This window comes from Curtobacterium sp. MCLR17_034, assembly GCF_003234485.1.
Lineage (GTDB): Bacteria > Actinomycetota > Actinomycetes > Actinomycetales > Microbacteriaceae > Curtobacterium > Curtobacterium flaccumfaciens.
In genome coordinates this window covers 241,236-267,964 of record NZ_QKTH01000001.1, presented here as the reverse complement: position 1 = coordinate 267,964, position 26,729 = coordinate 241,236, and the positions used below count along the sequence as shown (strand labels likewise).

The following is a 26,729-nucleotide window of genomic DNA, read 5'->3' as shown; positions in this document are numbered from 1 at the left end:
GCAGCGTAGCGGTGCGGAGGCGGGTACAGCCAGTGCCTCCCGCCGTCAGGGGGACCGGGAGTAGACCTGCAGCATGCAGACACGCAAGCTCGCAGACCTCGAGGTCGGACCGATCGGCCTCGGAACCATGGGCATGAGCGCCTTCTACACGGGCGCCGGCACCGACGACGACGAGTCGATCCGCACCATCCACCGCGCGATCGACCTCGGCGTCACCCTGTTCGACACCGCCGAGGCGTACGGCCCCTACACGAACGAGGAACTCCTGCGCCGCGCGCTCGAGGGCCGCCGCGACGACGTCGTCATCGCGACCAAGTTCGGCCTGTACCACCACGAGGCCGGTGAAGAGACGCCGACGCAGCAGCGCGGGATCTCCAGCAAGCCAGAGTCCGTGCGCGAGGCGCTCGAGGGCTCACTCCGGCGCCTCGGCACGGACCACATCGACCTCTACTACCAGCACCGCGTCGACCCGGCCGTCCCGATCGAGGACGTCATCGGCCAGCTCGCCGGCTTCGTGCAGGAGGGCAAGATCCGGCACATCGGACTGTCCGAGGCCGGTGCCGAGACCATCCGCAAGGCCCACGCCGTCCACCCGATCACCGCGCTGCAGAGCGAGTACTCGCTGTGGACGCGGGACCCCGAGGGCGACGTGCTCGACACCCTGCGCGAGCTCGGCATCGGCCTGGTGCCGTACTCGCCGCTCGGCCGCGGGTTCCTGACGGGTGCCATCACGAAGCCGTCCGACCTGGACTCCGACGACTTCCGCCTGGCGAACCCGCGCTTCCAGCAGGAGGCGTTCGAGCAGAACATGCGCATCGTCGACGCGGTCAAGGAGATCGCCACCGAGGCCGGCGCCACCCCGGCGCAGGTGTCGCTCGCCTGGCTGCTCGCCCAGGGCGACGACATCGTCCCGATCCCCGGCACGAAGCGGGTCTCCCGCCTCGAGGAGAACGTCGGCGCAGCCGACCTGACCCTCACCGCGGACCAGCTGTCACGCCTGTCGGCGCTGCCGGTCCCGACCGGTGACCGCTACCCCGACATGTCGACCATCGGTCGGTAGACGCGACCGGATGACGGCCTGGAGGCCCGGTGCCAGCTGGCACCGGGCCTCCCGTCCGTCGTCAGTCGCGTTTGCGGACGCGAGACGCCGGCGTCAGCGCGAGACGCCTCCGAATCCGGCGGCGTCTCGCTGACTCGGCGGCGTCCTTCGAGGACGCCGGCGTCTCAGACCTCGGCGGCGAAGGACGCGGCCCGGACCTGCAGGTCCTCGATGCGCCGGAGGCGCGCGGCCTCGACGTCGTACCCCTCGTAGGCGGGCGGCGGCAGCTTCCGGACGTTCCGCGAGCACTGGAAGTCCTGGCACACCAGGGTGCCGACGGTGTTGCCGTTCCGTCCGGCCGGCCCGGACCGCTTCGCGCTGTAGAACGCGACGTCGTTCGGCAGCTTGACGTCCTGGCACCACGAGCACTGGGCACGGGAGCGGGGCGAGGCCTCGGCCTGCCGGAACAGGATGCCGATCAGGTCGCCGTCCAGGGTCGGCACGACGGCGTACGCACGCCGACCGATCTTCGGGTCGCGCCAGCCGAGGTAGTCGAGCGCGTCCCAGTCGAGCGTCTCGAAGTCGGCGGGCAGCGTGAGGTCGGACACCTCCTTGCGCGAGGCGTTGACGAAGGACGTGCGGAGGGTCTTCTCCACGATGGGGAGCATGGGTGATCGCTTTCGTGCGGGCCCGGGGCGTGCAGACGCACACCGCACCGGGCGGAGGAGGTCAGGGTTCGACGAGGGCGGCCGCACCCGAGGGCACGACCGAGGGCCTCACGCCCTGATGCCGGCGATACGGGCGCCGACCACCTCCTGGAAGCTCACCCGACCAGCCTACGACCGGGTGTCAAGCCCGCCCGGCCAGGCTCGGCCGCGGTCGGTTCGGCGTCGCCGTGACCAGGACGACCGAGCCCTCGTACGTCGGGCGGATCCGCAACGAGCCGTGCCGCCGGTCCCACTCCCCCGACTCCAGCGCGGTCCGGAGCGCTGCCACCGACCGCCGGACGGTGAACTCGTCGACCAGGCCCCACGTCGGGTCCGCCTGGCGCACGCCGGGGTCGAGCAGTCGCTCGGGGCGGGCGTAGTACGCCTCGGCGAACCCGTCGACGCACGTGAACGGGATCGGCAACGGGGTGCTCGTCACGGTGTCGTCGCCCAGTGCGTCGGCGATCCGCGGCAGTGCGGGGTGGCGACGGGCGTCGGCCGCCAGCACCTCGGGCGCGTACTCGGCGAGCCAGGAGCGCTCGATGCGGTCGGGGTCGAACGTCAGCACCACGATCGGGCCCCGGGTCACGCGACGCACCTCGGCGAGCCCGCGTTCGAGGTCGTCCCACTCGTGCAGCGAGAAGGTCGTCATCGCGGCGTCGAAGATGTCGTCGGCGAAGGGCAGGTCTCCGGCGGGCTCCACGGCGGTCACATCGCGGTCGGTCGGCGCGTACGAAGGGGAACCGGCACCGATGTCGAGGACGGTCCGGGCGTCGCCGAGTGCCTTCGCGACCGCGCGGGCGAACGCGGGTTCGGGCCGGCGGTGCTGCCGGTGGTCCGCATCCCCTGCTGAGCCGTCCGTCGTCCTCGTCACGTCCCCACCCTACGAACCCGCGCTGCTATGTTCGACGGATGCTCGCAGACAGTGGTCTCGGATTCGTCGTCGTCCTCTACGCCCTGTTCGTGCTGGCGCTCGCCGTGCTGGCCGTCGCCCTCATCGTGCTCGTGTTCGCCGCGATCCGTGTGCTGCGGTTGTCGGCGACGGAGCGGCAGCTGCGCATCGAGCGGATGCGCTCGCCGGAGCTGTTCGACGGCGACGTGCCGCCCCAGGCCTGACGTTCCGACCACGGCGCTGACGCACCTGCCCGTCGGCGGGCCGGGTCAGTCGACCGACTCGGACTCGGACTCCGACTCGCGCAGGGCCGCGTACTGCTCTGCCCGCTCCGTCGCGGCCCAGCTGCCGAGCAGCGCGAGCGACCGCTCGGACTCGCTGCCCGGTTCGGCCGAGTACGAGAACAGCGTCAGGCCGGGGTCGGCGACCAGGTCGAGCGCCTCGTAGGACAGCCGCAGCTCCCCCACGATCGGGTGGTCGATGCGCTTCTTGCCGGTGCGCTGCATCCGGACGTCGTGGGCGGCCCACCAGCCGCGGAACTCCTCGCTCCGGGTGGAGAGCTCACCGACGAGCGTGATGAGCCCCGGCTCGCAGGGGTTCGACACCGCGGCGGTCCGGAGCACGGCCACGGCGTCCTTCGCGGTCTGCGCCCAGTCGGGGAAGAAGTCGCGGGCGGCCGGGTCGAGGAAGGTGAAGCGAGCGGTGTTCACCGGGCGTCCGGGGCCCGCGAAGAGCGGAGCGTAGAGCGCACGGCCGAGTTCGTTCGTCGCGACGACGTCCCCGCGCTCGTTCCGCACCCAGGCCGGTGCGCCGGTGATGGCGTCGAGCAGCCGCTGCACGCCGGGGCGCACGCGGGTCGGCACGTTCCGGTGCATGACCTTCGCGCCGGAGTTCGCCAGGCGCGTGAGGTCCCACAAGTGCGCACGCTCGTCCTCGTCGAGCTGCAGGGCGCTCGCCAGGCCCTCGAGCACGCTGTCCGAGACGCCCTTGAGCGAGCCGCGCTCGAGTCGCGTGTAGTAGTCGACGCTGACGCCGGCGAGCATGGCGACCTCGTGCCGACGCAGCCCGGGCACGCGTCGGACCCCGCCGCCGAACGACGGCATGCCGACCTGCTCGGGGGTGAGCCGCGCCCGTCTGGAGGACAGGAAGTCGCGGATCTCGTTGCGCACGTCGATACCCATGGGGAGAGCGTACGTGCCCGGGCCGTGCGTCCGGCAGGCGGGAGGGCCGCGGCGGGGCCGCCGGCCGTCGCTGACTGGTCACGACACGTCGCGTGCCGCCCGCCGGGTGGTCGGGACCTGTCGGCTGGTGGCGCCGTAGACGACGGCCTGTGACCGCTCACCGGCGTCCCGCGGGGTGTTGCGACCGCCTGCGCCACGGGCTTCCCCCCGCTCTGTCCCGCGATCAGGGCGCGGCGTCGGCCCCGATGCGCACGCGCGCGACGCGGTGACCGTCCATGGCAGTCACCTCGAGGCGGTGGCCGCCGACCAGCACGACGTCACCGACCTCGGGCACGCGGTCCAGCTGCACCTGCACGAGCCCACCCACGGTCTCGTAGTCGCCGTCCGGCAGGACCGGGCCGCCGTCCGCAGCCAGGTCCTCGAGCACGGTGGCGCCGTCGACGCCGTCGCGCGCGAGCACGGACTCGTCGTGCTCCGTCGTGTCCCACTCGTCGCGGATGCGGCCGACGAGGTCCTCGAGCAGCGCTTCGAGCGTGACCATGCCGGCGCTGCCGCCGTACTCGTCGACCACCAGGGCGATCTGGTGGCCGTCGGTGCGCATGTCCGCGATCGCACTCGACAGCGACTTCGTCTCGGGCAGGGCGAGCACCGGCCGGACGAGCGTGGCGACCGGTGCCGAGGGGTCGACCGGACGCAGCAGGTCACGGAGGTGCACGAAGCCCCGGACCTCGTCGCGCCCGCCGGAGGTCACGAGGTACCGGGTGTGCCCGGCCGCGATGGCCTGGTCGGTGGCCTCGGCGACGGAGAGGCCGGCATCCAGCGTCGAGACGTCGTACCAGGGGCGCATCGACTCGCGCAGGATGCGGTCACCGGCGTCCAGGGCGCTGCGGGCGATCCGGCGTCCCTGCTCGTCGACGCCGGTGTGCTCGTCGACCAGGCCGCGGAGCTCCTCGGTGCTCATCGACTCGCTGCGGGCGTTCGGGTCGCCGCCGAGCAGTCGCACGACGGTGTCGGTGGACTTCGAGAGCAGCCAGATCACCGGCCGCATCAGCACCGCGAAGCGCTCCAGGGTCGGGGCGACGGCCATCGAGAAGCCCTCGGCACGCTGCAGGGCGAGGCGCTTCGGCACGAGCTCGCCGAACACGAGCGACAGGTACGCGATGACGAGGGTCATCAGCACCAGCGCGACGGCTTCGGCCGTGCCCTGCTCGAGGCCGAGCCCCTGGAACAGCGGTGCGACGTCGGGTGCGATCGAGGACGCACCGTACGCGGCGGAGAAGAACCCGGCGACGGTCACGCCGATCTGCACGGCGGACAGGAACCGGTTGGGGTCGTGGCCGAGCTCGGCGACCCGCATCCCGCGGGGGCCGCGGCGTTCGAGCTGCTGCAGCTGGGATTCGCGGAGGGAGACGAGTGCGATCTCGGCGGCCGCGAAGACCCCGCCGACGAGCACGAAGAGGATGACGAGCCCGAAGGCGATCCAGGTGTCGGCGCCCATCAGCGGGCAGCCGCCTCGGATCGACGACGGGCGGGCGGTCTGTGGGGATCGTCCATGCCTGTGAGTCTGCACAGGCCGACTGGGACATCGCCGTGCTGCCGCTCGACAGCGGCTGTGGATCCCCCGTCGCGACGGGGAGCGGTCGGTGCGGGGAGCGGTCGCTACAGCGTGAGCGAGCGGCCGATGCGGGCTTCGAGCCACGCCTTCGGGTCGATCGGCGTGACGCCGTCCATCAGGACCTCGAGGTGCAGGTGCGCACCGGTCGAGACGCCGGAGGACCCGACGAGCCCGATGAACTGCCCGGCCGCGACGGTGTCGCCGACCTTGAGCGGCGAGGAGCCGGGGATCATGTGGCCGTAGAGCGTGGAGACCTGACGCCCGTCGACCACGTGGTCGATGATGACCGCGTTGCCGTACGAGAAGTAGGTGCCCGAGACCCGGACCTTGCCCGCGGCGACGGCGCCGATCGGCGTGCCCATGCCCGGGGTGAAGTCGAGGCCCTGGTGCAGCGACGAGCACGCGCCGCACGGTGCCGAGCGGTACCCGAAGCCGGAGCTCATCTGCACCGGGCCGGGGAACGGCGAGCGGACCGCGCCGCCGAACGACACGGCGCCTCCGGCGGTCGCCGCGGAGTCGGCGGAACCAGCAGTCTTCGTGGTGACGGTCGAGCCGCCGCCGACGGTGAAGCCGTCACGGTCGAACCCGGCGGCCGTGACCGCCTGGGTCACGGCGTAGTCCTGCGTGCGCACGATCGGTGCGATGGTCGAGGTGGCCATCGAGGTGCCGGCGCTCGCGTGGGCGGGCATCGCCGAGGCGGCGAACATCGCGATGGCGGCCGCGGCGCTGGTGAGCGTGATGCGTCCGGCGCGGGCCGACCGGGAGGCCCGGGGTGCGCTGGCGACGCGGGTCACCTTGGGTGCGGGGCGACGGACGACGCGCTGGATGCGGTCGTCGACGTGCTCGGTGGTGGCGCGTGCGGCTGCGGAGCGGCGGCCGGCCGGCTCGGTGGCCGAGGACGCGGTCGCGAGGACGACGGCCTGCACGGGCTTGGCGACCTTCGCGGCCTTCGGCGCCTTGGCCGGCTTCGCGGCCTTCGCCGGCTTGGCGACCTTCGCTGCCTTGGCCGGCTTCTCGGGCTTGGCGGCCTTCGCGACCGGCGCCGTCTTGCTGCGACGCTGCGGTCCGCGGGCTGCTGCGCGCTCGGCCTCGAGGGCGGCGCGACGGGACAGGTGCACCACCGGGGTCTCCGGGTGCTGGTCGAGTTCGGGTGCAGTCGTCATGGCCGCCCACCATTCTGCACGACTCTGTCGCTTTGTACAGGCCCTTTCGTGATCTTTTCGTTACCGAGTGCGCTGGGAGGCCCCTGATCACCGCGGGCGGAAGCGTCCCCCGGGCCCTCTGTATCGGTACGGTCAGGGGAAAGCGACGGAAGGACCCGCACCATGGCCCGATCGCCGCGTGAGCGGTACGGAACGGTCGACCTGGCGTCGGCCGACGTCGTGCTGGCCGGTACCCAGGAACTCCTGCCCGTGCTCCGGGCCGCGGCCGTGCGCGCCGGGATCGACGCCGCGCGGATGCGGGTCATCGGGGTCGACGACCTGCCGGACCCCGAGGAGACGTGGGACGCGGCGTTGGCCGTCATCGCGATCCGTCGCCCCGGTGACGACCCCGCGTTCCACCGGGCGCAGGCGGCTGCCGAGCTCATCGCACCGATGCTCGCGCCGCACGCCGTCCGCATCGTCGTCACGGTGTCCGGGGTGACCCGCCTGGCGCCGAAGCTCGAGCGCACCCTGACGTCCGAGGTCCTGCACCAGATCGATGCCGCGTCGGCGTCGTCCGGGTTCCGCCGGCCCTTCCGGCCCCTGCGCATGCGGCTCGGGCTCGCCGGGCTCCGTGCCGCCGGCGTCCGGGTGTTCCGCGTCTCGATCGGCGACTGAGGCTCAGGCTCCGTCGGGTCCGGAGCCCTGCGCGGCACTCGCCTGTACCGACGGGTGTGGCGGAGCGGCGTGCGTGACGACGGAGACACTGCCGACGGCGAGCACGAGCGCCAGCGCTCCGGCGGTGCAGGCCGTCCCGATCCGCCGCAACCGCGACCGGCTGCCACGCTGACGCGGTGCGAACCGCTTCGTGCTCCGTCGGGGTTCGGGGCCGACGAGCCAGGGACCGGAGCCGTCGGGGTCGTACGAGAACGGGCCGGAGCCGTCCGGCGCGTACCGGTAGGGCCCGCTGCCGTCCGAGGCGTAGGCGGACCGCAGGTCCTCCGCGGTCCAGCCGAAGTCGTCCGGGGTCTGCCGTGTGGTGGTCATGCGCGCTCTCCCTCGCTCTGGTGCTGCGGAAGACCAGTCCACGCACCGTTCCTATGTGTCGACAGTGCGCCTCCAGGGTGTCGGCCGAGCATCTGCCGCGCGGAAGCGGGGGCCATGTATCTTGATGTCGAGACATCCTGCGCCACGAGTACCGTGGACGTACCGACGGTCGAACAAGGGAGTACCCGCCAGCATGGCCAAGATCATCTACACCCTCACGGACGAGGCGCCGTTCCTCGCCACCCACTCCTTCCTCCCGGTCATCCAGGCCTTCGCCGGCACCGCGGGTGTCGACGTCGAGACCCGCGACATCTCGCTCGCCGGCCGGATCATCGCCCAGTTCCCGGAGCGGCTCACTGACGAGCAGCGCCTGGACGACGCCCTCGCCGAGCTCGGCGACCTGGCGAAGACCCCCGAGGCGAACATCATCAAGCTGCCGAACATCTCGGCGTCGATCCCCCAGCTCAAGGTCGCGATCAAGGAACTGCAGGCGCAGGGCTACGACCTTCCCGACTACCCGGACGAGGCCACGACCGACGAGCAGCGCGACGTCCGTGCCCGCTACGGCCGTGTCCAGGGCAGTGCCGTCAACCCGGTGCTGCGCGAGGGCAACTCCGACCGCCGCGCACCCCTGTCGGTCAAGAACTACGCCCGCAAGCACCCGCACCGCATGGGCGCCTGGTCGCGTGACTCGAAGACGAACGTCACCACCATGGGCGTCGACGACTTCCGGTCGAACGAGAAGTCCTGGATCGCCCCCGCCGACGACGTCCTGACGATCACCTTCGTGGCCGAGGACGGCAGCGAGCAGGTCCTCAAGCAGTCGATCCCCGTCCTGCAGGGCGAGGTCGTGGACGGCACCGTGCTGCACGTGGCCGCACTCGAGTCGTTCCTGCGGAAGCAGATCGAGCGCGCCGCGGCCGAGGACGTCCTGTTCTCCGTGCACCTCAAGGCCACGATGATGAAGATCTCGGACCCGATCATCTTCGGCCACGTCATCAAGGCGTTCTTCCCGTCGGTGTTCGAGCGCTACGGCGCCGACCTCGCCGCCGCGGGCCTGACCCCGAACGACGGCCTCGGTTCGATCCTCGCCGGCCTCGGTGCGCTGCCGAACGGCGCCGAGATCGAGCGTGCCTTCAAGCAGGGCATCGCCGACGGCCCCGAGCTCGCCATGGTCGACTCGGACAAGGGCATCACGAACCTGCACGTGCCGAGCGACGTCATCGTCGACGCATCGATGCCCGCGATGATCCGCACCTCGGGCCACATGTGGGGCCCGGACGGCGACGAGCACGACACCCTCGCCGTCATCCCCGACTCGAGCTACGCCGGCATCTACCAGGCCGTGCTCGACGACTGCCGCGCCCACGGCGCCTTCGACCCGTCGACGATGGGCTCCGTGCCCAACGTCGGCCTGATGGCGCAGAAGGCCGAGGAGTACGGCTCGCACGACAAGACGTTCGAGCTCCCCGGCGCCGGTGTGGTCCGCGTCACGACCGCCTCGGGCGACGTCGTCATCGAGCACGACGTCGAGCCCGGCGACATCTGGCGCGCCTGCCAGACCAAGGACGTCGCCATCCGCGACTGGGTGAAGCTCGCCGTCACCCGCGCCCGTGCCTCCGCGACGCCGGCCGTGTTCTGGCTCGACGAGACCCGCGCGCACGACGCGAACCTCATCGGGCTCGTTCGCCAGTACCTCGGCGAGCACGACACCGAGGGCCTGCAGGTCGATATCCTCGCGCCCGAGGACGCCATGCGCTTCTCGCTCGAGCGCATCCGCCGCGGCGAGGACACCATCTCGGTCACCGGAAACGTCCTGCGCGACTACCTGACCGACCTGTTCCCGATCATGGAGCTCGGCACCTCGGCGAAGATGCTCTCCGTCGTCCCGCTGCTGGGCGGTGGCGGCCTGTTCGAGACCGGTGCCGGTGGTTCCGCGCCGAAGCACGTGCAGCAGCTCGTGCAGCAGAACTACCTGCGCTGGGACAGCCTGGGCGAGTTCCTCGCGCTGGCGGTCAGCCTCGAGCACCTCGCCGGTGTGACGGGCAACGAGCGGGCGAAGATCCTGGGCGAGACCCTCGACCGTGCCACCGGGACGTTCCTCGAGCAGGACAAGTCCCCGGGTCGGAAGCTCGGCTCGATCGACAACCGCGGCAGCCACTTCTACCTGGCGAAGTACTGGGCCGAGGAACTCGCGGCGCAGACCCAGGACACCGAGCTCGCGGCGTCGTTCGCGGACCTCGCGGCGAAGCTCGGTGAGCAGGAGCACACCATCGTCGACGAGCTCGTCTCGGTGCAGGGTCACCCGGCCGACATCGGCGGCTACTACCGCCCCGACGACGCCAAGACGAGCGCGGTCATGCGTCCGTCCGCCACGTTGAACGCGGCGCTGGCAGCGCTCTAGCAGCGACCTGCCCACGGACGGGAGGCCCGATGCCAGCTGGCACCGTCCCTCCAGGCACGGCCGTCACCCCGCTGGCGCGGTGCGCCGGTACCGACTGGTGGGGCCCACCTCCCGTCCGTCCGTGGTCGCGACCACGGCCGCGCTTCGTGAGCAGCAATGGTCGCGTCCGCACCACGAACCCGACCATTGCTGCTCACGAAGTGACGCGTGGGCGCTCGTCGCGTCAGCCGCGGGAGGGAACGGGCGGGCCGGCGGCCAGCAGCCCGGTGAAGACCAGGGCGACGGCCACGACCCCGATGCCGGCGGCCACGGCGGGCCGACGCACCACGAAGAACAGCAGACGGTCCCAGAAGCCCGAGTGGGCGTCCGGTGAGCGGCGCCAGGAGCCTTCGAGCATGCCGCGGCGGGCGACCGCGACCTCGAACGGCACCGTGGCGTACGGCACGACGGCACTGGCCCAGCCGAGCACGAGCGCCCCGAACGACCACCGCTGGTTCACCGCCACGACCGTCGTGATCACCAGGTACGCCAGGAACACGAAGCCGTGCACCCCACCGCCGATGCGGACGCCCCAGTCGCCGGCGTCCAGGCCGTACTTGAGCACCATCCCGAGGATGAGCAGGGTCCAGGTCACGAGTTCGGCGACCGCGGCGGCGCGGAACAGGGAGCGCGGAGTCATGCCGTCAATCGTGGCGGACCCGGTTGACAGACAGCAGGGCGCCCCGGATCGTCCGACCCGGGGCGCGCTGCGGGTCCGCTCAGTGCCGCACGACCACCGTCTGGCCGAGGCGGTTCACACCCGTGCTCTCGTCCCACGTGCCGGTGTTCGCCGTCTGGATCGCGAAGGCCGGGTTCGCTGCCACCGAGCGTTCGGGTGCCGGCAGGGCGAGGGCGACGTCCCAGCGCCCGTTCGGCACGTCGGCCAGCGACGCCCGGACGGTCACGGTCCGTCCCGGCTGCCAGGACGATGCGTCGGCGCGCACCGGCACGGTGACCTTGCGGTGCCCGTCGGTCAGGACGAGCTGCACCGGGCGGCTGTTGTACGGCGCCGCCCAGCCGTCGTTCCGCACCGACACCGCGACCGACGGCGTGCGACCGGTGGTGACGATGCTCGAGGTCATCGTGAAGCGGTAGCCGAGCTTCTTCGCGGCGTCGGTCATGCCCTCCGCACCCCAGGTCGCCAGGACGTCCTTGTTGTAGTCGAGGTTGAGGTAGCTGTAGTGGTACTTCGCCATCTCGGCCGAGGCGGACGGGTACTCGGACCGTGGCGCGTTCACGGCGCAGGTCTCACCACCGACGGGGACGTACCGCGACTCGGCCGCCAGGTAGTCCTGGTCGAGCGACAGCGGGTTGCTCAGGAACGTGCCGAAGTCGTCCGGCGAGGCGAGGAAGCAGTCGTTGTGGTGCCCGATGCGCGACGCTGCCGATCCGTCGTGCGCCTGCGCCGGAGTGAGCGCCCCGGCCGTGCCGGACGGCGTGCGGAGCGCGTCCTGCTTCATCTGCATCGTGCGGACCTGGACCGAGCGGCTGGACGGCAGAGCGGCGAGTTCGGCCTGCAGGACCTGTCGTCGGGCGTCCTTGTCGGCCTCGGTCAGCACACCCGGGTTCGCCGGGTCACTGGCGAAGTGGTCGGTGTAGTAGCCCTCGCCCCAGAGCCCGATGAATCCCCCCTGCAGGGTCGGGATGACGTCGGCGTTCCGGCGGAGCGTCGGGGTGAGCTGCTCGATGTGCGCGAGCACGGTCGGCAGGTCGGCGTCACCGTAGGGCGCCGAGTACGGGTACGAGCCGCCCTGGACGTACGCGAACCGGGTGATCACACCCACGCCGGCGGCGCGCGCCGTGTCGTAGTCGCGCTGCACGAGCGCGAGCCAGGCCGGGCTGAGTTGCCGCTGCTGGACGAACGCCTCCATGTAGAACACCCGGACGACCTGCGTGACGCCCTCGGCCCGGTAGCCCCGGAGGGTCGCGGCGTCGAGCGGCGTGTACCCGGTGCCGTCGGCGCGGTAGTGCGTCTCGGTGGTGTGGTCGAACCCGCGCGAGGGGTTCGGGATGACCGCGTCGCTCGCCGTGTAGGTCACGGTCGAGGTGGTCGCGGTGCGTTTCGAGTGGTGACCGGTGGGTGACGCCCACGCGGTGGTCGGTACGGCGAGTGCGAGCACCGCCGCGAGTGCGACGGTGGTGATGGTGCGGTGCTGCATCGGACGAGCCCCTGTCCTCGGCGCGGGCGGTGATCGGCGCCCCCTGGCGCTGCCGTCCTGCGCGAATGTGATCTGAAGGTAGGCCAAACGATCAGAAAACGCCAGTGGATGCGCGAACCGAGCACGGGTAGCGTTGACTGCATGTCGCCGTCGACCGAGAACCGTCCCCTGAACATCGTCGTCTGGAACGAGAACGTGCACGAGACCCGCGGTGACGCGACGGTCATCGGGCACTACCCCGACGGCATGCACGCCGTGATCGCCGAGGCGCTCCGGCAGCTGCAGCCCGGGGCCGACGTCTCCACCGCCACCCTGCAGGAACCCGACCACGGCATCACCGCCGAACGGCTCGCCACCACGGACGTGCTGTTCTGGTGGGGGCACGCCGCCCACGACGAGGTGAGCGACGCCGTCGTCGACCTGGTCGTCGACGCCGTGCACGCCGGCATGGGCCTGGTGGTGTTGCACTCCGGCCACTACTCCAAGCCGTTCAAGCGCCTGATGGGCACGACCTGCTCGCTGAAGTGGCGGAACGACGGCGAGCGCGAACTCGTCTGGACCGTCGCGCCCGAGCACCCTATCGCCGCAGGGGTCCCGCACCCGATCGTCATCGAGCGGCAGGAGATGTACGGCGAGTACTTCGACATCCCGCGCCCCGACGAAGAGGTGTTCTTGTCGACCTTCGCGGGAGGCGAGGTCTTCCGCTCCGGCGTCGCGTACCGCCGGGGGCTCGGCAAGGTCTTCTACTTCTCGCCCGGCGACCAGGAGTACCCCGTCTACCACCACCCAGACATCCAGCGCGTGCTGTCGAACGCCGCCGCCTGGGCCGCCCCGGTGTCCGAGCGCCGCGAGCTGACGGCTGACCCCCACCCACGGGACTGGTTCCTGACGGACGATGGGGGTAGACAGGCCGGGTGACCAACCATCTCGACGGTGCGCACAGGCGCACCGCGGTGATCGAGGCGCTCGCAATCTTGGGATCAGGACCCGAGGAGCGCTTCGACCGCATCACCCGCATGGCCCACGAGGCGTTCGACGTCCCGTTGACCTTCCTCAACCTCGTCCACCACGACCTCGTCACCACGCAGTCGACCTTCGGCTGGCACCAGGGGTCGAGTGTCCCCGCCAGCGAGCAGTTCTGCGCGTCGACGGTGCTCACCCGCGAACCGATGGTGATCCCGGACGCGTCCCTCGACGCCCGGTTCGCGCACACGGCGGCGGTTGCGGAGCACGGAATCCGGTTCTACGCGGGCGCACCGTTGACCATGGTCGACGGCACCCGGGTGGGCACGCTGTGCCTGATGGACGCGGTGCCGCGCACGTTCTCGCCGGACGACGTCGCCCTGCTGGGAGACCTGGCCCGGTGGGCGGAGCGCGAGCTCGGCGTCGCCATCGACCGCGGGCGGGTCCGTCGGGTGCTCGACGGCCTGGTACCGGACCCGGTCGCGGTGCCGGGGTACGACCTCGACGTCCTGGTGGCCCAGCACGACGACGGCGGGGGTGACGTCGCCGACTGGCGCGTCGCACCGGACGGTACCCTGCACGTCACCGTCGGCCGGGTGAGCGCGGCCGGCCCGGCGTCGGGCCTGCTCGCCGCGGCGGTCCGCGGTGCCGTGGCGGCACGGACCGGCACCGACATGTCGGACGCGATCGTCGGCCTGGAGGCGCAGGTCACCGCCGACCTGTCGGCTGCGGACGCCGTCGGCTCGCTGTTCCACCTGCGGCTCGACCCGACGTCGGGTCACGTCGACTTCGGCGACGCCGGCCACGGCCTCGCCGTGCTCGTCCCCGCCGACGGTCCGGCTCGCGTCCTGCACCCGCTCGACCTGCCGCTCGGGCTGCAACCGGAGTCGATCCCACGGTCGCCCGGCGCGCTCGACCTGGACCCCGGCGACCGGCTGGCGATCTGCACCCAGGGCGTCCTGTCGCTGGACGGGCTCCGGCACCTGGACGACCTCGCTGCGCTGGTGCGCTCGGCTCCGGACGGGGCCACCGTGGTCGAACGGGTGCGCACGGCCGTCCCCACGGACGCCGCGGTCGACGTCACGCTGGTGGTGCTCACGCGGCACTGAGCGTGCGTGCCGCGCAACCCGGTCGTGCGGCGCCACCTGATCGTGCCGCGCACGTCAGGAGCGGAAGCGGTCCGGCCGCGGGCGCGGAGTGCCGGTCAGCGAGACCACGAGCAGCGTGGCGAGCAGGGCGAACCCGGCGAGCTCGATGCCCAGGCCGGCGAGCTGCCAGTACGCGCTGCCGACGTGCTGCGGCTGCGTGATCGATTCCGGCCACCACGACTGGATGAGCGGGAAGGAGCCCGGGAACGGGTCGAGGCCGAACACGACGAGGCCACCGAGCAGCAGGACGACCCCGAGGCCGGCCATCGCCCCACGGGACCGGCGGAGCATGTGCACCACGAGGGCCGCACCCATGCCGGCGAGCCCGACGACGGCGATCAGGAACGCGAGCACCACGATGGTCTGCGGCGCGAGCGCGACCCAGTCCAGCACCGCGATCGGCAGCAGCAGCCACCGACCCGTCCGTGCCCAGCGCGCAGGGTTCCGCCATCCGTCCATGGCGACCGACCGTAGGGCACCCGGCCGAACGCCTGCCGAATGCGGCCAGTGGACCCCGGCGGCAGCGAGCGCTGACTACGATCGGACCCCATGGCGCAGGACCGACCGACCCGGCAGCAGCGGTCGCTCGCGACCCGCACGGCGATCATCGAGGGCGCGGCCGCGGAGTTCGACGAACGCGGGTACGTCGGTGCCTCGATGGACGGCATCGCCGAACGCATCGGGATGACCAAGGGTGCGCTGTACTTCCACTTCACGTCGAAGGCCGACATGGCCGGGGCCGTCGTCGCCGAGCAGCACGCGATCTCCCGCCGCTACGGCGAGGCCGCGGTGGCGCGGGGCACCACCCCGCTCGAGTCGATCATGTGGCTGTGCCAGGGGCTCGCGGTCCAGATGACGTCCGAGGTCGTCGTGAGCGCCGGGGTGCGCCTGTCGACCGACGTGGCCGCGAGCGACGTCGCCCGGCAGGACCCGTACACCGACTGGACCACGGTGGTCGCCGGGTTCGCACGGCAGGCCGTCGAGGTGGGCGAGATCGACCCGCGGTGGGACCCGGACCTGGTCGGCCGGGTCGTCGTCCGCGCCTACACCGGCGTGCAGACCGTCTCGGACGTGATGACCCGCCGGGCCGACCTGTTCGCAGGCCTGCGGGAACTCTGGACGGTCCTGCTGGACGCGTTCGTCACCGAACGGCTGCGTCCGGAGATCCCGCGGCTCGTCGCGCTCATCGCTCCGGAGTGACGCGGGTCCCCCCAGGGAAACACCCACGTCACCTCGCCTCTGAGACTAGCGAGAAGGGTGTCACGCCACCGGCCCCAGTTCGCGGGCATGTGTCCGGCGGCCCACTAGCCTGACGCCGTGCCCACACCCGCTGCCGAGGTCGACGTCGACGTCCCGCTCGTCCGGTCCCTGCTGCACGACCAGCACCCCGACCTGGCCGGGCTCCCGCTCGAGGTCGTCGCGAACGGCTGGGACAACGTCGTGCTGCGTCTGGGCGACGACCTGGCCGTCCGGGTCCCCCGTCGGGAGCTGGCCGCACGGCTCGTCGAACACGAACAGCGCTGGTTGTCGGACATCGCCGCCCGGGTCGGATCGGTCGTCCCGGTGCCGGCCCCGGTGCGCACCGGCCGCCCCGCCCTCGGGTACCCGTGGTCGTGGAGCATCGTGCCGTGGCTACCCGGCACGGCGATCGGTGAACGGGCGGCCGGGGCCCCCGTCGCCGAGGCGCTCGCCGCGTTCGTCGGACTCCTGCACGTCCCCGCCCCGGACGACGCCCCGGCGAACCCGTTCCGTGCGGTGCCGCTCGCGTCGCGGAGCGAGGCCGTGCTGGCGCGACTCGACGAGCACGGCGTGCACCGGGCCGGAGAGCTGGCCACGCTGTGGCGGACCGCAGCGGCCGCGCCCGCGCACGCCGGGCCTCCCGTCTGGGTGCACGGTGACCTGCACCCCTTCAACCTGCTCGTCGACTCGTCGGACGGTGTCGACCGTCTGTCGGCCGTGATCGACTTCGGGGACGTCACCGCGGGCGACCCGGCCGTCGACCTGGCCACCGCCTGGCTGACGCTCGATCGGCCTGGGCGTCGGGCGTTCCGCGCGCGCGTCACGGCCCCGGAGGCCACCTGGGTGCGCGCACGCGGGTGGGTGGTCGCGCTCGGGTCCGCGCTGGCGACCGCCGACGAACGCGCCTTCCGGAGCGTCGCGCGACGGAGCATCGACGCGGTGCTGGACGACTGAGTCCCCGCGGGGCTATCGTGACCGCACCATCCGTGCACAGCCGATCGGAGGGGCCGCCATGACCCTCGAGCTCCGCGTCCAGCACGACGTCGCCACCGACGCCTCCCCCGCCCCCGTCCGGCCCGAGCGACGCGGCCTCCGCGGCCTGCTCGACCGTCTGTCCGACCGCCGCGCAGCCGCCCGCGCACGACGGGTCGACGACCGGGTGCGCGAACTCGGGGAACTCGTCCACCTGCTCTCCGACGCCCGTGCCGTCGTCGAACGCGGCTGGGTCCAGCACGCCTGGTTCGCCTACCTCGACGAGCACGGCCGCGAGCGCAAGGCGTCGAGTGCCGCGGCGATGGACGTGCAGGGCCGGCCGCTCGTCGGCGCTTGCCTGGTCGGCGCGGTCGTGTCCGCTGCCGGCGGGCCACACGCGGTGCACGCGCCCCGGGTGCAGCACGCGCTCGACGTCGTGTGGCACGCCCTCGCCCGCGACGAGGGCGAGCCCGTGCTGTGGTGCCCCGCGCCGGACATCCGGATGGGGCGGGTGCGTGACCTGACGAGCTGGAACGACGCCCCGGCACGCACCGGTGCCGAGGTCGCCGGGCTGCTGCTGACGGCCGAACGGGTCGCCGTGCAGGAGTCGGCGCGCCTGGAGGAGCTCCGGGTGGCACGATCGGGGGCATGAGCGACGTCGAAGCGGTCCCCGAGGTGCACCCCGCGAGCACCAGCACCCCGGCGGCGAGCGGCAACGCCCTGCTGTCGGACGAAGGGGCAGCGCGGAACCCCGACGGTGCGGCGGCCGTGGACGGCGCGGGCGCGCACGCGGACGCAGCTGCCGCCGACGCCGCGGTGAAGCGGACGCTGCACCGGTACCTGCAGAAGCACCGTGCGGCCCTGCTGGCGAAGCTCGACGGGCTGGCCGAGCGGCAGGCCCGCTGGCCGGTGACGCCCACGGGCACGAACGTCCTCGGGCTCGTGAAGCACGTCGCCGGGGTGCAGGCCGGCTACTTCGGCGAGGTGTTCGGGCGGCCGCTGCCGGACCCGCCCGCCTGGCTCGAGTCCGAGGACGGCGAGGACATGTACGCCTCGCTCGACGAGACCATGGCCGACATCGTGGCCTTCCACCACCGGAGTGCCGAACACGCCGACGCCACGATCGAGGCGCTCGACCTCACCGCCACCGGGACCGTGCCGTGGTGGCCGGAGGGGCACCGGGAGGTCACGCTGCACCGGATCCTGGTGCACATGGCGTACGAGACCGCCCGGCACGCGGGTCACGCCGACATCGTGCGCGAGATGCTCGACGGCCTGGCCGGGGACGGTGACGGCAACCTGGCCGACAAGTCCCCGGAGGAATGGGTCCGGTGGCGCGAGCAGCTCGTCGACATCGCTGAGCGAGCGGGGTTGCGCGGCCTGGGCGCATAGCCGAGCACGCAGACCGATCGTTACCGTTCTCCCAGGCTCGCCCTGGTGAACCCCTGCTGATCAGGGGTTGTCATCCTCGCAACTGCAAGGGAAACCGTCGTATCGGTCGGGTTGCGTTGTACAACCGGTCCAGCTGCTGCGTAGCTTTGGCCGAGCTCGTGCCCCGATCTGTGGGCAGTTCAGCCGACCGGAAGGGGAGCGCCCACCCGTGTTCCAGTACGTCGTGGAGCGATGGAACCAGATCTGGTTCGCATCGTGGCAGCACTTCTCACTGGTCGTCCAGTGCGTCGTCCTCGCCACGGTCATCGCCGTGGTGCTCGCTACACTCGTCTACCGCAGCCCGCGCCTGACCGCGTTCGCGAACGGGGTGTCGGCCATCGGCCTCACCCTGCCGTCGTTCGCCGTCATCGGCCTGCTCATCGTCCCGCTCGGCTTCGGCGTCCTGCCGTCGGTCGTGACGGTCGTCTTCTTCGCCGCGCTGCCGATCCTGCGCAACGCGGTCGTCGGTCTCGCCGAGATCCCGCCTGCCGTCGTCGAGTCGGCGCGTGGCATCGGCATGAGCCGGTTCCGCACCCTGCTGCAGGTCGAGCTGCCGATGGCGTGGCCGATCATCCTGAGCGGTGTCCGCGTTGCCGCGCAGATGGTGATGGGCATCGCCGCCATCGCCGCGTACGCGCTCGGCCCCGGGCTCGGCGGCTTCATCTTCTCCGGGCTGTCCCGCCTCGGCGGCGCCAACGCCCTGTTCTCCGTCGTGGTCGGGGTGGTCGGCGTCGTCCTGCTCGCCCTGGTCCTCGACCTGCTCCTCATCGGCCTCGGCCGCCTGACCATCTCGAGAGGTATCCGTGTCCAGCACTGACTCCGCCACCACCACCGCGCCCGACGGGGACGTCACCGGGCGCAGCATCCTGCTCGACGAGGTCACCAAGCGGTACCCCGGGCAGTCGAAGCCCGCCGTCGACGGCATCACGCTCGAGATCCCGGCCGGCAAGATCGTCATGCTCGTCGGCCCGTCCGGCTGCGGCAAGACGACGACCCTCAAGATGATCAACCGTCTGATCGAGCCCACCCAGGGGCGGATCGTCGTCGGCGACGACGACGTCACGGGCATCGACGGCGACGAGCTCCGCCGCCGCATGGGTTACGTGATCCAGGCCGGCGGGCTCTTCCCGCACATGACGGTCGCGGCGAACATCGCGATCGTGCCGAAGATGCTCGGCTGGTCGAAGGAGAAGATCGCGGCGCGGGTCGACGAGCTGCTCGACCTGGTCTCGCTCGATCCCGACACCTACCGCGACCGGTTCCCCCGCGAACTCTCCGGTGGCCAGCAGCAGCGCGTCGGCGTGGCCCGTGCGCTCGCGGCGGACCCGCCCGTCCTGCTCATGGACGAGCCGTTCGGTGCGGTCGACCCGATCACCCGCCAGCGCCTGCAGGACGAGCTCCTGCGCATCCAGGAGGAACTGCACAAGACGATCGTCATCGTCACGCACGACTTCGACGAAGCCGTGAAGCTCGGCGACTGGATCGTCATCTTCACCGAGGGTGCGCACATCGTGCAGTACGACACCCCGGAACGGATCCTTGCCGAGCCGGCGAACGAGTTCGTCGAGAACTTCATCGGCTCCGGCGCCGGCCTGAAGCAGCTCACGCTGAACCGCGTGCGCGACGTCGAGGTCGAGTCCGCCGTGACCTGCTCCCCCGGTGAAGAGGTCAAGGCCGTGCTGCAGCGGATGAACGAGGCCGGCGGGCACCAGCACGCCGTCGTCGTCGACCACCGCCAGCGCCCGATCGGGTGGCCGTCGCGCCGCCAGCTCGAGCGCCTCGACCGCATCCCCGACGGCGTCGAGCCCGGCCTGCCCGTCGTGGGCGAGGCCGCGACCCTCAACGACGCGCTCGACACCATGCTCGTCTCGAGCGCCGGCGCCGCACTCGTCACCGGTCGTCGTGACGCGTTCCGCGGGGTCATCACCGTCGAGACCGTGATGGAGGCGATCACCCGCTCCCGCGCGACCGCCGCAGGCGACCAGGCCTACACGCCGGTCGGCACGAACACGAACCCGATCGAGACCATGCCGTCGTCACCGGTGTCGGCCATGCCCACCGGAGAAGACCTGTGAGCGCAGTCGCCACTGCCGGCCCCGCCACCGGTGCGAGCACCTCGTGGAAGGGCCTGCTGTTCCAGCCGATCGCGATCCTGATCGTCCTGGCCGGCTTCGCGGTGTGGCTCGCGACGGCGGACCTGACCCCGACGGAGCGCACGACGCTCAACCCGGCGGACATCCTGGCCCTGACCGGTCAGCACCTCGTGCTGACCCTGCAGTCGACGGTCCTGGTGCTCGTGATCGGCATCCCGCTGGGCGTCGTGCTCACCCGCGGGCCGCTGCGCCGGGCGAGCCCGTACGTGCTCGCCGTCGCGAACTTCGGGCAGGCGGCCCCGGCCGTCGGCCTCATCGTGTTGCTCGCCGCCTGGCTCGGCCTGAACAGCTCGTCCGCCGTCATCGCGCTCGTGCTCTACGCGATCCTGCCGGTGCTCCGGAACACCATGATCGGCGTGCAGAGCGTCGACGACCGCCTGGTCGAGGCCGGTCGCGGCATGGGGATGAGCGCCTTCAGCGTGCTGATGCGCGTCGAACTGCCGCTCGCGGTGCCCGTGATGCTCTCGGGCATCCGGACCGCCCTCGTGCTGCTCGTCGGCACGGCGAGCCTGGCCACCTTCGTCGGTGCGGGCGGACTCGGTCTGCTCATCACGACGGGCGTGACGCTGTTCCTGCCGAAGGTGCTCGTCTCGGGGGCCCTGCTCGTCGCCCTGCTCGCCCTCTCCATCGACTGGCTCGGCCGCGTGGTCGAGACGGTCGCACGACCGAAGGGACTCCGATGACCCGCCGCACCCGCAGCACCCGCCGCACCCGCACTCGGGTCGGAGCCGCCGCGTTCGTCGCCGGTGCCACCGCCCTCGTCCTGACCGGGTGCGGCCTGCAGCCCGCCACGTCGTTCGTGCCCGAGGCCGGCGCCGGCTCCATCCAGCGCATCGACGACCTGCCGGCCGGCGCCCACATCACCGTGACGTCGAAGAACTTCACCGAGCAGCTCGTGCTCGGCAAGATCGCCGTGCTCGCCGCCAAGGCCGCGGGGTTCGACGTCACCGACGAGACGAACGTGCCCGGCAGCGTCGCGGTCCGTGAGCTGATGACCTCGCACGCGGCCGACTTCACGTACGAGTACACCGGTACCGCGTGGCTGACCTTCATGGGTCACACGAAGGGGATCCCGGACAAGACCGAGCAGTGGACGGCGGTGAAGAAGGAGGACGCCGGCAACGGGCTGACGTGGCTCGAACCCGCGCCGATGAACAACACCTACGCGTTCGCCGTCCGCAACGAGGCCGTCAAGCAACTCGGGGACGTCAAGACGCTCTCCGACATCACGAAGCTGCCGGTCGACCAGCGCACGTTCTGCGTGGAGTCGGAGTTCAACTCGCGTGCCGATGGCTTCAAGCCGATGCTCAAGAAGTACGGCTTGGAGCTCGGTGGTTCGGGGTCGAACGGGGTGCCGAGCAGCAACGTCAGCATCCTCGACACCGGCACGGTCTACACGGCCACCGACCGCGGCAAGTGCAACTTCGGTGAGGTCTTCACCACCGACGGCCGCATCAAGTCGCTCGGGCTGACGGTGCTCGAGGACGACAAGGGGTTCTTCCCGGCGTACAACGTCGCGCCCGTCATCGATTCGAAGACGCTCAAGGAGTACCCGAAGCTCGAGGGGATCTACGACCAGATCTCGCCCAAGCTCACCGACGCCGTGCTGCAGGAACTCAACCGTCAGGTGGACGTCGAGGGGCGCGAGCCGGCCGACGTCGCCTTCGACTGGATGGTCAAGGAGGGCTTCATCACGAAGCCCTGATCGTTCTCGACGTCCCCACGAACGGACGGGAGGCGCGGTGCCAGCTGGTGGGGCCCACCTCCCGTCCGTTCGTGGGTACGTCTCAGGCCGCGGCGATGCGCGCAGCCGTGTCGCGGATCGACGCGACCACCGCCGCACGCACCTGCTCCGGGTCGGAGCCCTCGTGCCGAGCGGCACTGCGGAGCCCCGTCATGCACATGCCGAGCAGCATCTCCGCCGCCTGCGGGGTCGCCGCCTCCGGCCCCCAGGCCGGGTCGCGCTCGAGGATCGCGCGCACCGCGCCGGTCATCGCCTCGGCGACCGTGGTCATCCGCGCGACCTGCCGACGCATCAGCTGCGGGAACCGCACGATGACGGCCTTGCGCTCGAGCCGCTCGTGCTCGTCGCCGAACGACGACCCGAACACCAGGAACGCCAGGTCCACGACGGCCTGCGCCGCCGGCTCCCCCGCGACGGCCGCCAGGTGCGCCTCGAGGGTGCGGGGTTCGAGGTCGAGCTCGGTGTGCCCGAGGACCGCGTCCTCCTTGCTCTCGAAGTAGTTGAAGAACGTCCGCGGGGAGACGTCGGCCCGCGCGGCGATCTGCTCGATCGTGGTGCCGTCGACGCCCTGCTCGAGGGCCAGGGACCGAGCCGACTCGGCGATGCGGTTGCGGGTCTCGATGCGCTTGCGGTCACGGAGACCGAGTTCTGACGGCGTCGCGGAGTCGGGCATGGCCTGACTGTAACCGGAACGTCACATGATCTACAGCAAACGCAAACTTGCAGTCGTGCATCGGACACTACGGTGAACCCATGACCACTCCCGTGCTCGAGGCCCGTGACCTCGCCAGGACCTACGGCCGCGGCGCGACGCGGTTCGACGCGCTCAAGGGGGTGTCGCTGGCGGTGCACCAGGGCGAGAGCCTGGCGATCGTCGGCAAGTCCGGCTCCGGCAAGTCGACGCTGATGCACCTGCTCGCACTGCTCGACAAGCCGTCGGCCGGACAGGTGCTGCTCGACGGCACCGACGCGGCGACGCTCGGTGCCCGCCAGGTCAACCGCACCCGGAACAGCACCTTCGGGTTCGTCTTCCAGCAGTTCTTCCTGACGCCGAAGACCTCGGTGCTCGACAACGTCGTGCTCCCGCTCAAGATCGCCGGCGTCTCCGGAGCCGAGCGGAAGCGCCGGGGCATGGCGGCGCTCGACGCCCTCGGGCTGGCCGACAAGGCCAAGAACGACGCCAACGACCTGTCCGGTGGCCAGAAGCAGCGCGTGGTCATCGCCCGGGCGCTGGTCGGCGAGCCGAGCGTGATCTTCGCCGACGAGCCGACCGGCAACCTCGACACGAACACCGGGCAGGTGGTCGAGGACATGCTGTTCGGGCTGCAGCGCGAGCGGGGGATCACGCTCGTCGTGGTCACGCACGACGAAGAGCTCGCCGCGCGCTGCGACCGCAGCGTGAACGTCCGCGACGGCCTGATCGTCGGCGGACCCGACGACGCGGTCGACGCGTCTGCCACGCACGGAAGGCACTCCGCATGAACTTCCTCGATCTGCTGCGCACCGCGGTCTCGAACACCTTCCGCTCGAAGCTGCGCACGACCCTGACCGTCATCGCGATCTTCATCGGCGCCTTCACGATCACCCTCACGTCGGCCATCGGCACGGGCGTCAGCAACTACATCGACAGCCAGGTCTCCTCGATCGGAGACGACGGCACCCTGGTCGTCACGAAGGCCGTGGACTCCACCTCGACCGACAGCGGCCCGGCGAAGTACGACCCCGAGGCGTCCGGTCAGAGCGTCGACCGCGGCCCGGCGTCGTTCTCGTACCTCTCGCAGTCCGACGTCGACGCCATCGAGAAGACCGACGGCATCAAGAGCCTCCGCCCCGCGGTCGCCCTCGCGCCGAAGTACGCCGAGTACGGGGACCAGGGCAAGTACGTCGTGTCGCTCACGGCCAACGCCGGCGAGCTCGACGCCGACCTGGCGAGCGGCAAGCAGCTCGACGACGAGACCGACGCCAACCAGGTGATGCTGCCGACCGACTACCTGAAGAACATGGGTCTCGGCAGCGCCTCGGCCGCCGTCGGCAAGGAGCTCACGATCGCCGTCGACGACTACCAGGGCAAGGAGCACACGCTCACCGCCACCGTCGTCGGGGTGCAGAACGAGTCGCTGTTCGGCAGCGGTGCCGGGGCGAACGCCGCACTGACCGACGCCATGCAGGCCGCGCAGGAGATCGGCAAGCCCGACTCGATCGCGACGTCCTACGCCAGCGCCACCGCGACGCTCGACGCCGACGCCTCCGTCACCACGGTCAAGAAGTCCCTGGCCGACGACGGGTTCCTCGGCCAGACCATCCAGGACCAGCTCGGTCAGTTCCAGACCGTGATCAGCGGCATCGTCGGGGTCCTGAACGCCTTCGCGGTGATCGCCCTCGTCGCCGCCGGCTTCGGCATCATCAACACCCTGCTCATGAGCGTGCAGGAGCGCACCCGCGAGATCGGCCTGATGAAGGCGATGGGCATGGGTGGCGGCAAGGTCTACACGCTGTTCTCGCTCGAGGCGGTGTTCATCGGGTTCCTCGGCAGTGCCATCGGCGCCGGGGTCGCGATCCTGCTCGGCACCGGGATCTCGAACGTCCTGGCCGGCACGCTCCTCAATGACCTGCCGGGGCTGCAGATCATGCAGTTCGCGCCGGGGTCGGTCGCCACGATCATCCTCGTCGTGATGTTCATCGCGTTCCTGGCGGGCACCCTGCCGGCACGACGTGCGGCACGGCAGAACCCGATCGAGGCGCTCCGGTACGAGTGACAGGCAGGGCTGCCTAGTGTCTGGACGGTGACGACGTTCGGACGCGACCTCGGTGACGGCTACACGCTGACGCTGCGCGACCTGACGACGGTCGACCCGGTGCTCGCACTCGTGCACGCCAACACCGATCGTCTGCGGGCCGCCGAGCCCTGGGCCTGGGATCCCCAGACCCGCGCGGCCATCGCCCTGCACACCGAGCGGCTGCTCGGCCAGTTCGCGATGGACCGCGCGCTGCCGTGCGTCATCCGCCAGGACGACCGGATCGTCGGGGTCGCCTCGTTGACGTTCGACCCGTACCTGGGCCAGGCATCGCTCGGCTACTGGGTGGACGCCGGACAGGAGGGCCGTGGTGTCGTCCGGCGGGCCGCCACCGTGCTGATCGGGGTCGCCCGGGCGCGCGGGTGCGCACGGATGGAGATCCGGTCGGCGGTCGACAATGCGCGGAGCCGGGGGCTCGCCGAGCGGCTCGGCTTCGCGCACGAGGGCACGCTGCGCGGCGCGCTGCCCCTCGGGCCCGAGCGTGTCGACGTCGCGGTGTACGGCCTGCTGCTCTGACGCCCGTCGCCGTCGTGCAGGCCGACCGACACCGGTCGCCGGTATCGTCGGAGCATGGCCTTGTTCGGACGACGCAACCCCGACGTGCGCGATCGACCCATCAGCCAGGTCGAACTGAAGCGGGCGGTCGACGAGGGCTTCCTCATCGCGAAGGCCGCCGTCACCATCGCGGTGGCCAACCGCATCATCACGAACGCCCTGCGTGACCAGGGGTACTTCGACCACGCGCTCATCGCCGAGGCCACGCGCGAGGAACTCCACCGCATGGCCGAGGAACAGCGGGGCGACGCCGCACGCATGCGGGAGATCCGCTCCACCTCGAGCAAGCAGAAGGGCCGTTCCCGCCACCAGCACGACTACCGGCGGGGCGACGACCTGAAGCTCCGGATGCGCGAGGCCACGTACGAGCAGCTCGCCACCATGCTCGACAAGCGGCGCGACGACCAGCACTTCGTCGACGGCATCGTGCTCGCCGCGCGGGCCCGCGCCTGGGACGACATCGGCACCACCGTCGTCGGACGCCTCGGTTGGGCGCAGCGCCCGGCGGACGACTACGAGATCGGCCGTGACGACCGGCTGCAGCAGATGCTCGACGAGGACTTCGCCGAGTTGCTCGCCGAGCACCCCGTCGGATCGATCCCGGTCGACGCCGACGAGCCCGACGACGCCGATGGTGACCAGGACGAGTCGGACCCGGCCGACCCCGACACCTCGCGCACCTGACCGGTACTTGATATACCGGGGCATCTTCGATACGCTCATCGAGTAACGCCCCAGGACCATTCGGCTCGCCGGACTCCTGGGGCGATTGCTGTCTCAGAGGGGTGCGACGAGGGGCGCGATGATCGATCCAGCCACGCTGCAGGCGCTCCCGAGGCTGCTCAGCGCAGCGCGCTTCGACCGGTACACGGCTCGCTACGACGGCCGTACCGACCTCGCCGCCCGGCTCTACGCCTGGAACTCAGAAATCGCGTCGGCGTTCTGGGGTCCCGTCGGTTGCCTCGAAGTGTTCGTCCGGAATGCTCTCCACGACGAACTCCGCCGGGGCCGTCGTGACGACTGGTGGAACGACTCCGCTGTCCACCTGCTGGACCGCGAACGCCGAGCGGTCGACGACGCAACTCGAACCCTGCGGCGACGGGGCTTCACCGATCCCGAACCGGATCAGGTGGTCGCCGCGACGAGCTTCGGTTTCTGGGTCGGCCTCACCGATGCGGGGATCCCCCGAGACCCGATCTGGAGCTACGAGACGACGCTCTGGCAGCCCCGGCTCGTGCACGCGTTCCCCGGCCTGGGGGCGGTCCGACGCAAGCAGCTGCACCGGCGACTCGATGCCGTGCGGAGATTCCGGAACCGGCTCGCCCACCACGAACCGATCCACAATGCGCCGTTGCCGGCCATCCGCGACGACATCGTCGCGATCGCCCGAGCGATCGACCCCGACGCAGCAGCGTTCATCACCGGTGCGCACCGTATCGACGACGTCCTGGATCGGAAGCGAGTGGCGGTGTCGACAGGCGCCTCGGTGATCTGACCGACACCA

29 protein-coding genes are annotated in these 26,729 nt (G+C 71.3%); 19 read left to right on the top strand and 10 right to left on the bottom strand.

All coding sequences use genetic code 11. The features are described 5' to 3' along the window. Window positions 1-73 precede the first annotated feature (73 nt). Window positions 74-1,060 (top strand): aldo/keto reductase, encoded by a 987-nt coding sequence (locus DEI98_RS01330; protein ID WP_071248528.1) that lies wholly within the window; start codon window positions 74-76, stop codon window positions 1,058-1,060. A gap of 164 nt (window positions 1,061-1,224) precedes the next feature. Here the strand turns inward: DEI98_RS01330 and DEI98_RS01325 are convergent, their stop codons facing one another. Together DEI98_RS01325 and DEI98_RS01320 are read right to left on the bottom strand one after the other, a co-directional pair. After that, window positions 1,225-1,707: an FBP domain-containing protein gene (locus DEI98_RS01325; RefSeq protein WP_071406263.1), complete on the bottom strand. Its 483-nt coding sequence runs from the start codon at window positions 1,705-1,707 to the stop codon at window positions 1,225-1,227. Window positions 1,708-1,888: 181 nt separating this feature from the next. Then, on the bottom strand, window positions 1,889-2,620 hold the full coding sequence (locus tag DEI98_RS01320) for a class I SAM-dependent methyltransferase (protein ID WP_111094088.1): 732 nt from the start codon (window positions 2,618-2,620) through the stop codon (window positions 1,889-1,891). Window positions 2,621-2,658: 38 nt separating this feature from the next. Here DEI98_RS01320 and DEI98_RS01315 point away from each other — a divergent pair, with 38 nt between their 5' ends. Continuing rightward, window positions 2,659-2,862: a hypothetical protein gene (locus DEI98_RS01315; RefSeq protein WP_017887883.1), complete on the top strand. Its 204-nt coding sequence runs from the start codon at window positions 2,659-2,661 to the stop codon at window positions 2,860-2,862. A gap of 45 nt (window positions 2,863-2,907) precedes the next feature. Here the strand turns inward: DEI98_RS01315 and DEI98_RS01310 are convergent, their stop codons facing one another. The 3 genes from DEI98_RS01310 to DEI98_RS01300 form a co-directional block, all read right to left on the bottom strand. After that, window positions 2,908-3,819 carry a helix-turn-helix transcriptional regulator gene (locus DEI98_RS01310; RefSeq protein ID WP_071406260.1) on the bottom strand — a complete coding sequence of 304 codons (912 nt, stop codon included), beginning with the start codon at window positions 3,817-3,819 and terminating at the stop codon, window positions 2,908-2,910. Window positions 3,820-4,042: 223 nt separating this feature from the next. After that, window positions 4,043-5,317, bottom strand: a complete 1,275-nt coding sequence (locus DEI98_RS01305; protein ID WP_111099652.1) for a hemolysin family protein — start codon at window positions 5,315-5,317, stop codon at window positions 4,043-4,045. 161 nt (window positions 5,318-5,478) lie between these two features. Beyond that, window positions 5,479-6,597: a M23 family metallopeptidase gene (locus tag DEI98_RS01300; RefSeq protein ID WP_110865319.1), complete on the bottom strand. Its 1,119-nt coding sequence runs from the start codon at window positions 6,595-6,597 to the stop codon at window positions 5,479-5,481. Window positions 6,598-6,759: 162 nt separating this feature from the next. Between DEI98_RS01300 and DEI98_RS01295 the strand changes: the two genes are divergently transcribed. Continuing rightward, on the top strand, window positions 6,760-7,254 hold the full coding sequence (locus tag DEI98_RS01295; protein WP_071406257.1) for a hypothetical protein: 495 nt from the start codon (window positions 6,760-6,762) through the stop codon (window positions 7,252-7,254). Between the two features lie 3 nt (window positions 7,255-7,257). On the opposite strand, the gene DEI98_RS01290 is transcribed toward DEI98_RS01295, so the two are convergent. Continuing rightward, a complete protein-coding gene (locus DEI98_RS01290) occupies window positions 7,258-7,623 on the bottom strand; it encodes a hypothetical protein (RefSeq protein WP_111094085.1) in 366 nt (121 codons plus the stop codon). Window positions 7,624-7,816: 193 nt separating this feature from the next. Here DEI98_RS01290 and DEI98_RS01285 point away from each other — a divergent pair, with 193 nt between their 5' ends. Continuing rightward, window positions 7,817-10,027: an NADP-dependent isocitrate dehydrogenase gene (locus DEI98_RS01285; protein WP_111099651.1), complete on the top strand. Its 2,211-nt coding sequence runs from the start codon at window positions 7,817-7,819 to the stop codon at window positions 10,025-10,027. Window positions 10,028-10,250: 223 nt separating this feature from the next. On the opposite strand, the gene DEI98_RS01280 is transcribed toward DEI98_RS01285, so the two are convergent. Together DEI98_RS01280 and DEI98_RS01275 are read right to left on the bottom strand one after the other, a co-directional pair. Continuing rightward, on the bottom strand, window positions 10,251-10,706 hold the full coding sequence (locus DEI98_RS01280) for a DUF3817 domain-containing protein (RefSeq protein WP_111099650.1): 456 nt from the start codon (window positions 10,704-10,706) through the stop codon (window positions 10,251-10,253). 79 nt (window positions 10,707-10,785) lie between these two features. Continuing rightward, on the bottom strand, window positions 10,786-12,225 hold the full coding sequence (locus tag DEI98_RS01275) for a DUF4832 domain-containing protein (protein WP_111099649.1): 1,440 nt from the start codon (window positions 12,223-12,225) through the stop codon (window positions 10,786-10,788). A gap of 141 nt (window positions 12,226-12,366) precedes the next feature. On the opposite strand from DEI98_RS01275, the gene DEI98_RS01270 reads away from it, so the two are divergent. After that, the gene (locus DEI98_RS01270; RefSeq protein ID WP_258370700.1) at window positions 12,367-13,143 is read left to right on the top strand and encodes a ThuA domain-containing protein; all 777 of its coding nucleotides are present in this window, start codon (window positions 12,367-12,369) and stop codon (window positions 13,141-13,143) included. Then, entirely contained in the window at window positions 13,140-14,297 is a 1,158-nt protein-coding gene (locus DEI98_RS01265; protein WP_111099648.1) for a PP2C family protein-serine/threonine phosphatase, read from the top strand. Before DEI98_RS01270 ends, DEI98_RS01265 begins: the two co-directional genes overlap by 4 nt. Before the next feature lie 54 nt (window positions 14,298-14,351). On the opposite strand, the gene DEI98_RS01260 is transcribed toward DEI98_RS01265, so the two are convergent. Further along, on the bottom strand, window positions 14,352-14,795 hold the full coding sequence (locus DEI98_RS01260) for a disulfide bond formation protein B (protein ID WP_110865313.1): 444 nt from the start codon (window positions 14,793-14,795) through the stop codon (window positions 14,352-14,354). A 90-nt stretch (window positions 14,796-14,885) separates the two neighbouring features. Between DEI98_RS01260 and DEI98_RS01255 the strand changes: the two genes are divergently transcribed. From DEI98_RS01255 to DEI98_RS01220, 8 genes are all read left to right on the top strand, one after another. Further along, window positions 14,886-15,536 carry a ScbR family autoregulator-binding transcription factor gene (locus DEI98_RS01255; RefSeq protein WP_111032168.1) on the top strand — a complete coding sequence of 217 codons (651 nt, stop codon included), beginning with the start codon at window positions 14,886-14,888 and terminating at the stop codon, window positions 15,534-15,536. Window positions 15,537-15,653: 117 nt separating this feature from the next. Further along, a complete protein-coding gene (locus DEI98_RS01250; protein ID WP_111099647.1) occupies window positions 15,654-16,529 on the top strand; it encodes an aminoglycoside phosphotransferase family protein in 876 nt (291 codons plus the stop codon). 58 nt (window positions 16,530-16,587) lie between these two features. Continuing rightward, window positions 16,588-17,199 carry a hypothetical protein gene (locus DEI98_RS01245; protein ID WP_111099646.1) on the top strand — a complete coding sequence of 204 codons (612 nt, stop codon included), beginning with the start codon at window positions 16,588-16,590 and terminating at the stop codon, window positions 17,197-17,199. Then, a complete protein-coding gene (locus DEI98_RS01240) occupies window positions 17,196-17,939 on the top strand; it encodes a DinB family protein (RefSeq protein WP_111099645.1) in 744 nt (247 codons plus the stop codon). The genes DEI98_RS01245 and DEI98_RS01240 overlap by 4 nt, the downstream gene beginning before the upstream one ends. Window positions 17,940-18,147: 208 nt before the next feature. Next, window positions 18,148-18,795, top strand: coding sequence for an ABC transporter permease (locus DEI98_RS01235; RefSeq protein WP_071245638.1), 648 nt, complete (start codon window positions 18,148-18,150; stop codon window positions 18,793-18,795). After that, the gene (locus DEI98_RS01230; RefSeq protein WP_017887899.1) at window positions 18,782-20,053 is read left to right on the top strand and encodes an ABC transporter ATP-binding protein; all 1,272 of its coding nucleotides are present in this window, start codon (window positions 18,782-18,784) and stop codon (window positions 20,051-20,053) included. Before DEI98_RS01235 ends, DEI98_RS01230 begins: the two co-directional genes overlap by 14 nt. Beyond that, the gene (locus tag DEI98_RS01225; protein ID WP_111099644.1) at window positions 20,050-20,814 is read left to right on the top strand and encodes an ABC transporter permease; all 765 of its coding nucleotides are present in this window, start codon (window positions 20,050-20,052) and stop codon (window positions 20,812-20,814) included. Before DEI98_RS01230 ends, DEI98_RS01225 begins: the two co-directional genes overlap by 4 nt. After that, a complete protein-coding gene (locus DEI98_RS01220) occupies window positions 20,811-21,836 on the top strand; it encodes a glycine betaine ABC transporter substrate-binding protein (RefSeq protein WP_111099643.1) in 1,026 nt (341 codons plus the stop codon). Before DEI98_RS01225 ends, DEI98_RS01220 begins: the two co-directional genes overlap by 4 nt. 82 nt (window positions 21,837-21,918) lie before the next feature. Here DEI98_RS01220 and DEI98_RS18450 read toward each other — a convergent pair whose 3' ends face one another. Beyond that, entirely contained in the window at window positions 21,919-22,548 is a 630-nt protein-coding gene (locus DEI98_RS18450) for a TetR/AcrR family transcriptional regulator (protein ID WP_181437890.1), read from the bottom strand. Window positions 22,549-22,628: 80 nt separating this feature from the next. Here DEI98_RS18450 and DEI98_RS01210 point away from each other — a divergent pair, with 80 nt between their 5' ends. The 5 genes from DEI98_RS01210 (at window position 22,629) to DEI98_RS01190 (ending at window position 26,720) form a co-directional block, all read left to right on the top strand. Continuing rightward, on the top strand, window positions 22,629-23,357 hold the full coding sequence (locus DEI98_RS01210) for an ABC transporter ATP-binding protein (protein ID WP_031260145.1): 729 nt from the start codon (window positions 22,629-22,631) through the stop codon (window positions 23,355-23,357). Beyond that, window positions 23,354-24,631: an ABC transporter permease gene (locus DEI98_RS01205; RefSeq protein WP_111099642.1), complete on the top strand. Its 1,278-nt coding sequence runs from the start codon at window positions 23,354-23,356 to the stop codon at window positions 24,629-24,631. The genes DEI98_RS01210 and DEI98_RS01205 overlap by 4 nt, the downstream gene beginning before the upstream one ends. 27 nt (window positions 24,632-24,658) lie before the next feature. After that, the gene (locus tag DEI98_RS01200) at window positions 24,659-25,186 is read left to right on the top strand and encodes a GNAT family N-acetyltransferase (protein WP_181437889.1); all 528 of its coding nucleotides are present in this window, start codon (window positions 24,659-24,661) and stop codon (window positions 25,184-25,186) included. A gap of 54 nt (window positions 25,187-25,240) precedes the next feature. Further along, window positions 25,241-25,909, top strand: coding sequence for a hypothetical protein (locus tag DEI98_RS01195; RefSeq protein ID WP_111099640.1), 669 nt, complete (start codon window positions 25,241-25,243; stop codon window positions 25,907-25,909). A gap of 118 nt (window positions 25,910-26,027) precedes the next feature. Beyond that, window positions 26,028-26,720: a hypothetical protein gene (locus DEI98_RS01190; protein WP_110865303.1), complete on the top strand. Its 693-nt coding sequence runs from the start codon at window positions 26,028-26,030 to the stop codon at window positions 26,718-26,720. Window positions 26,721-26,729 lie beyond the last annotated feature (9 nt).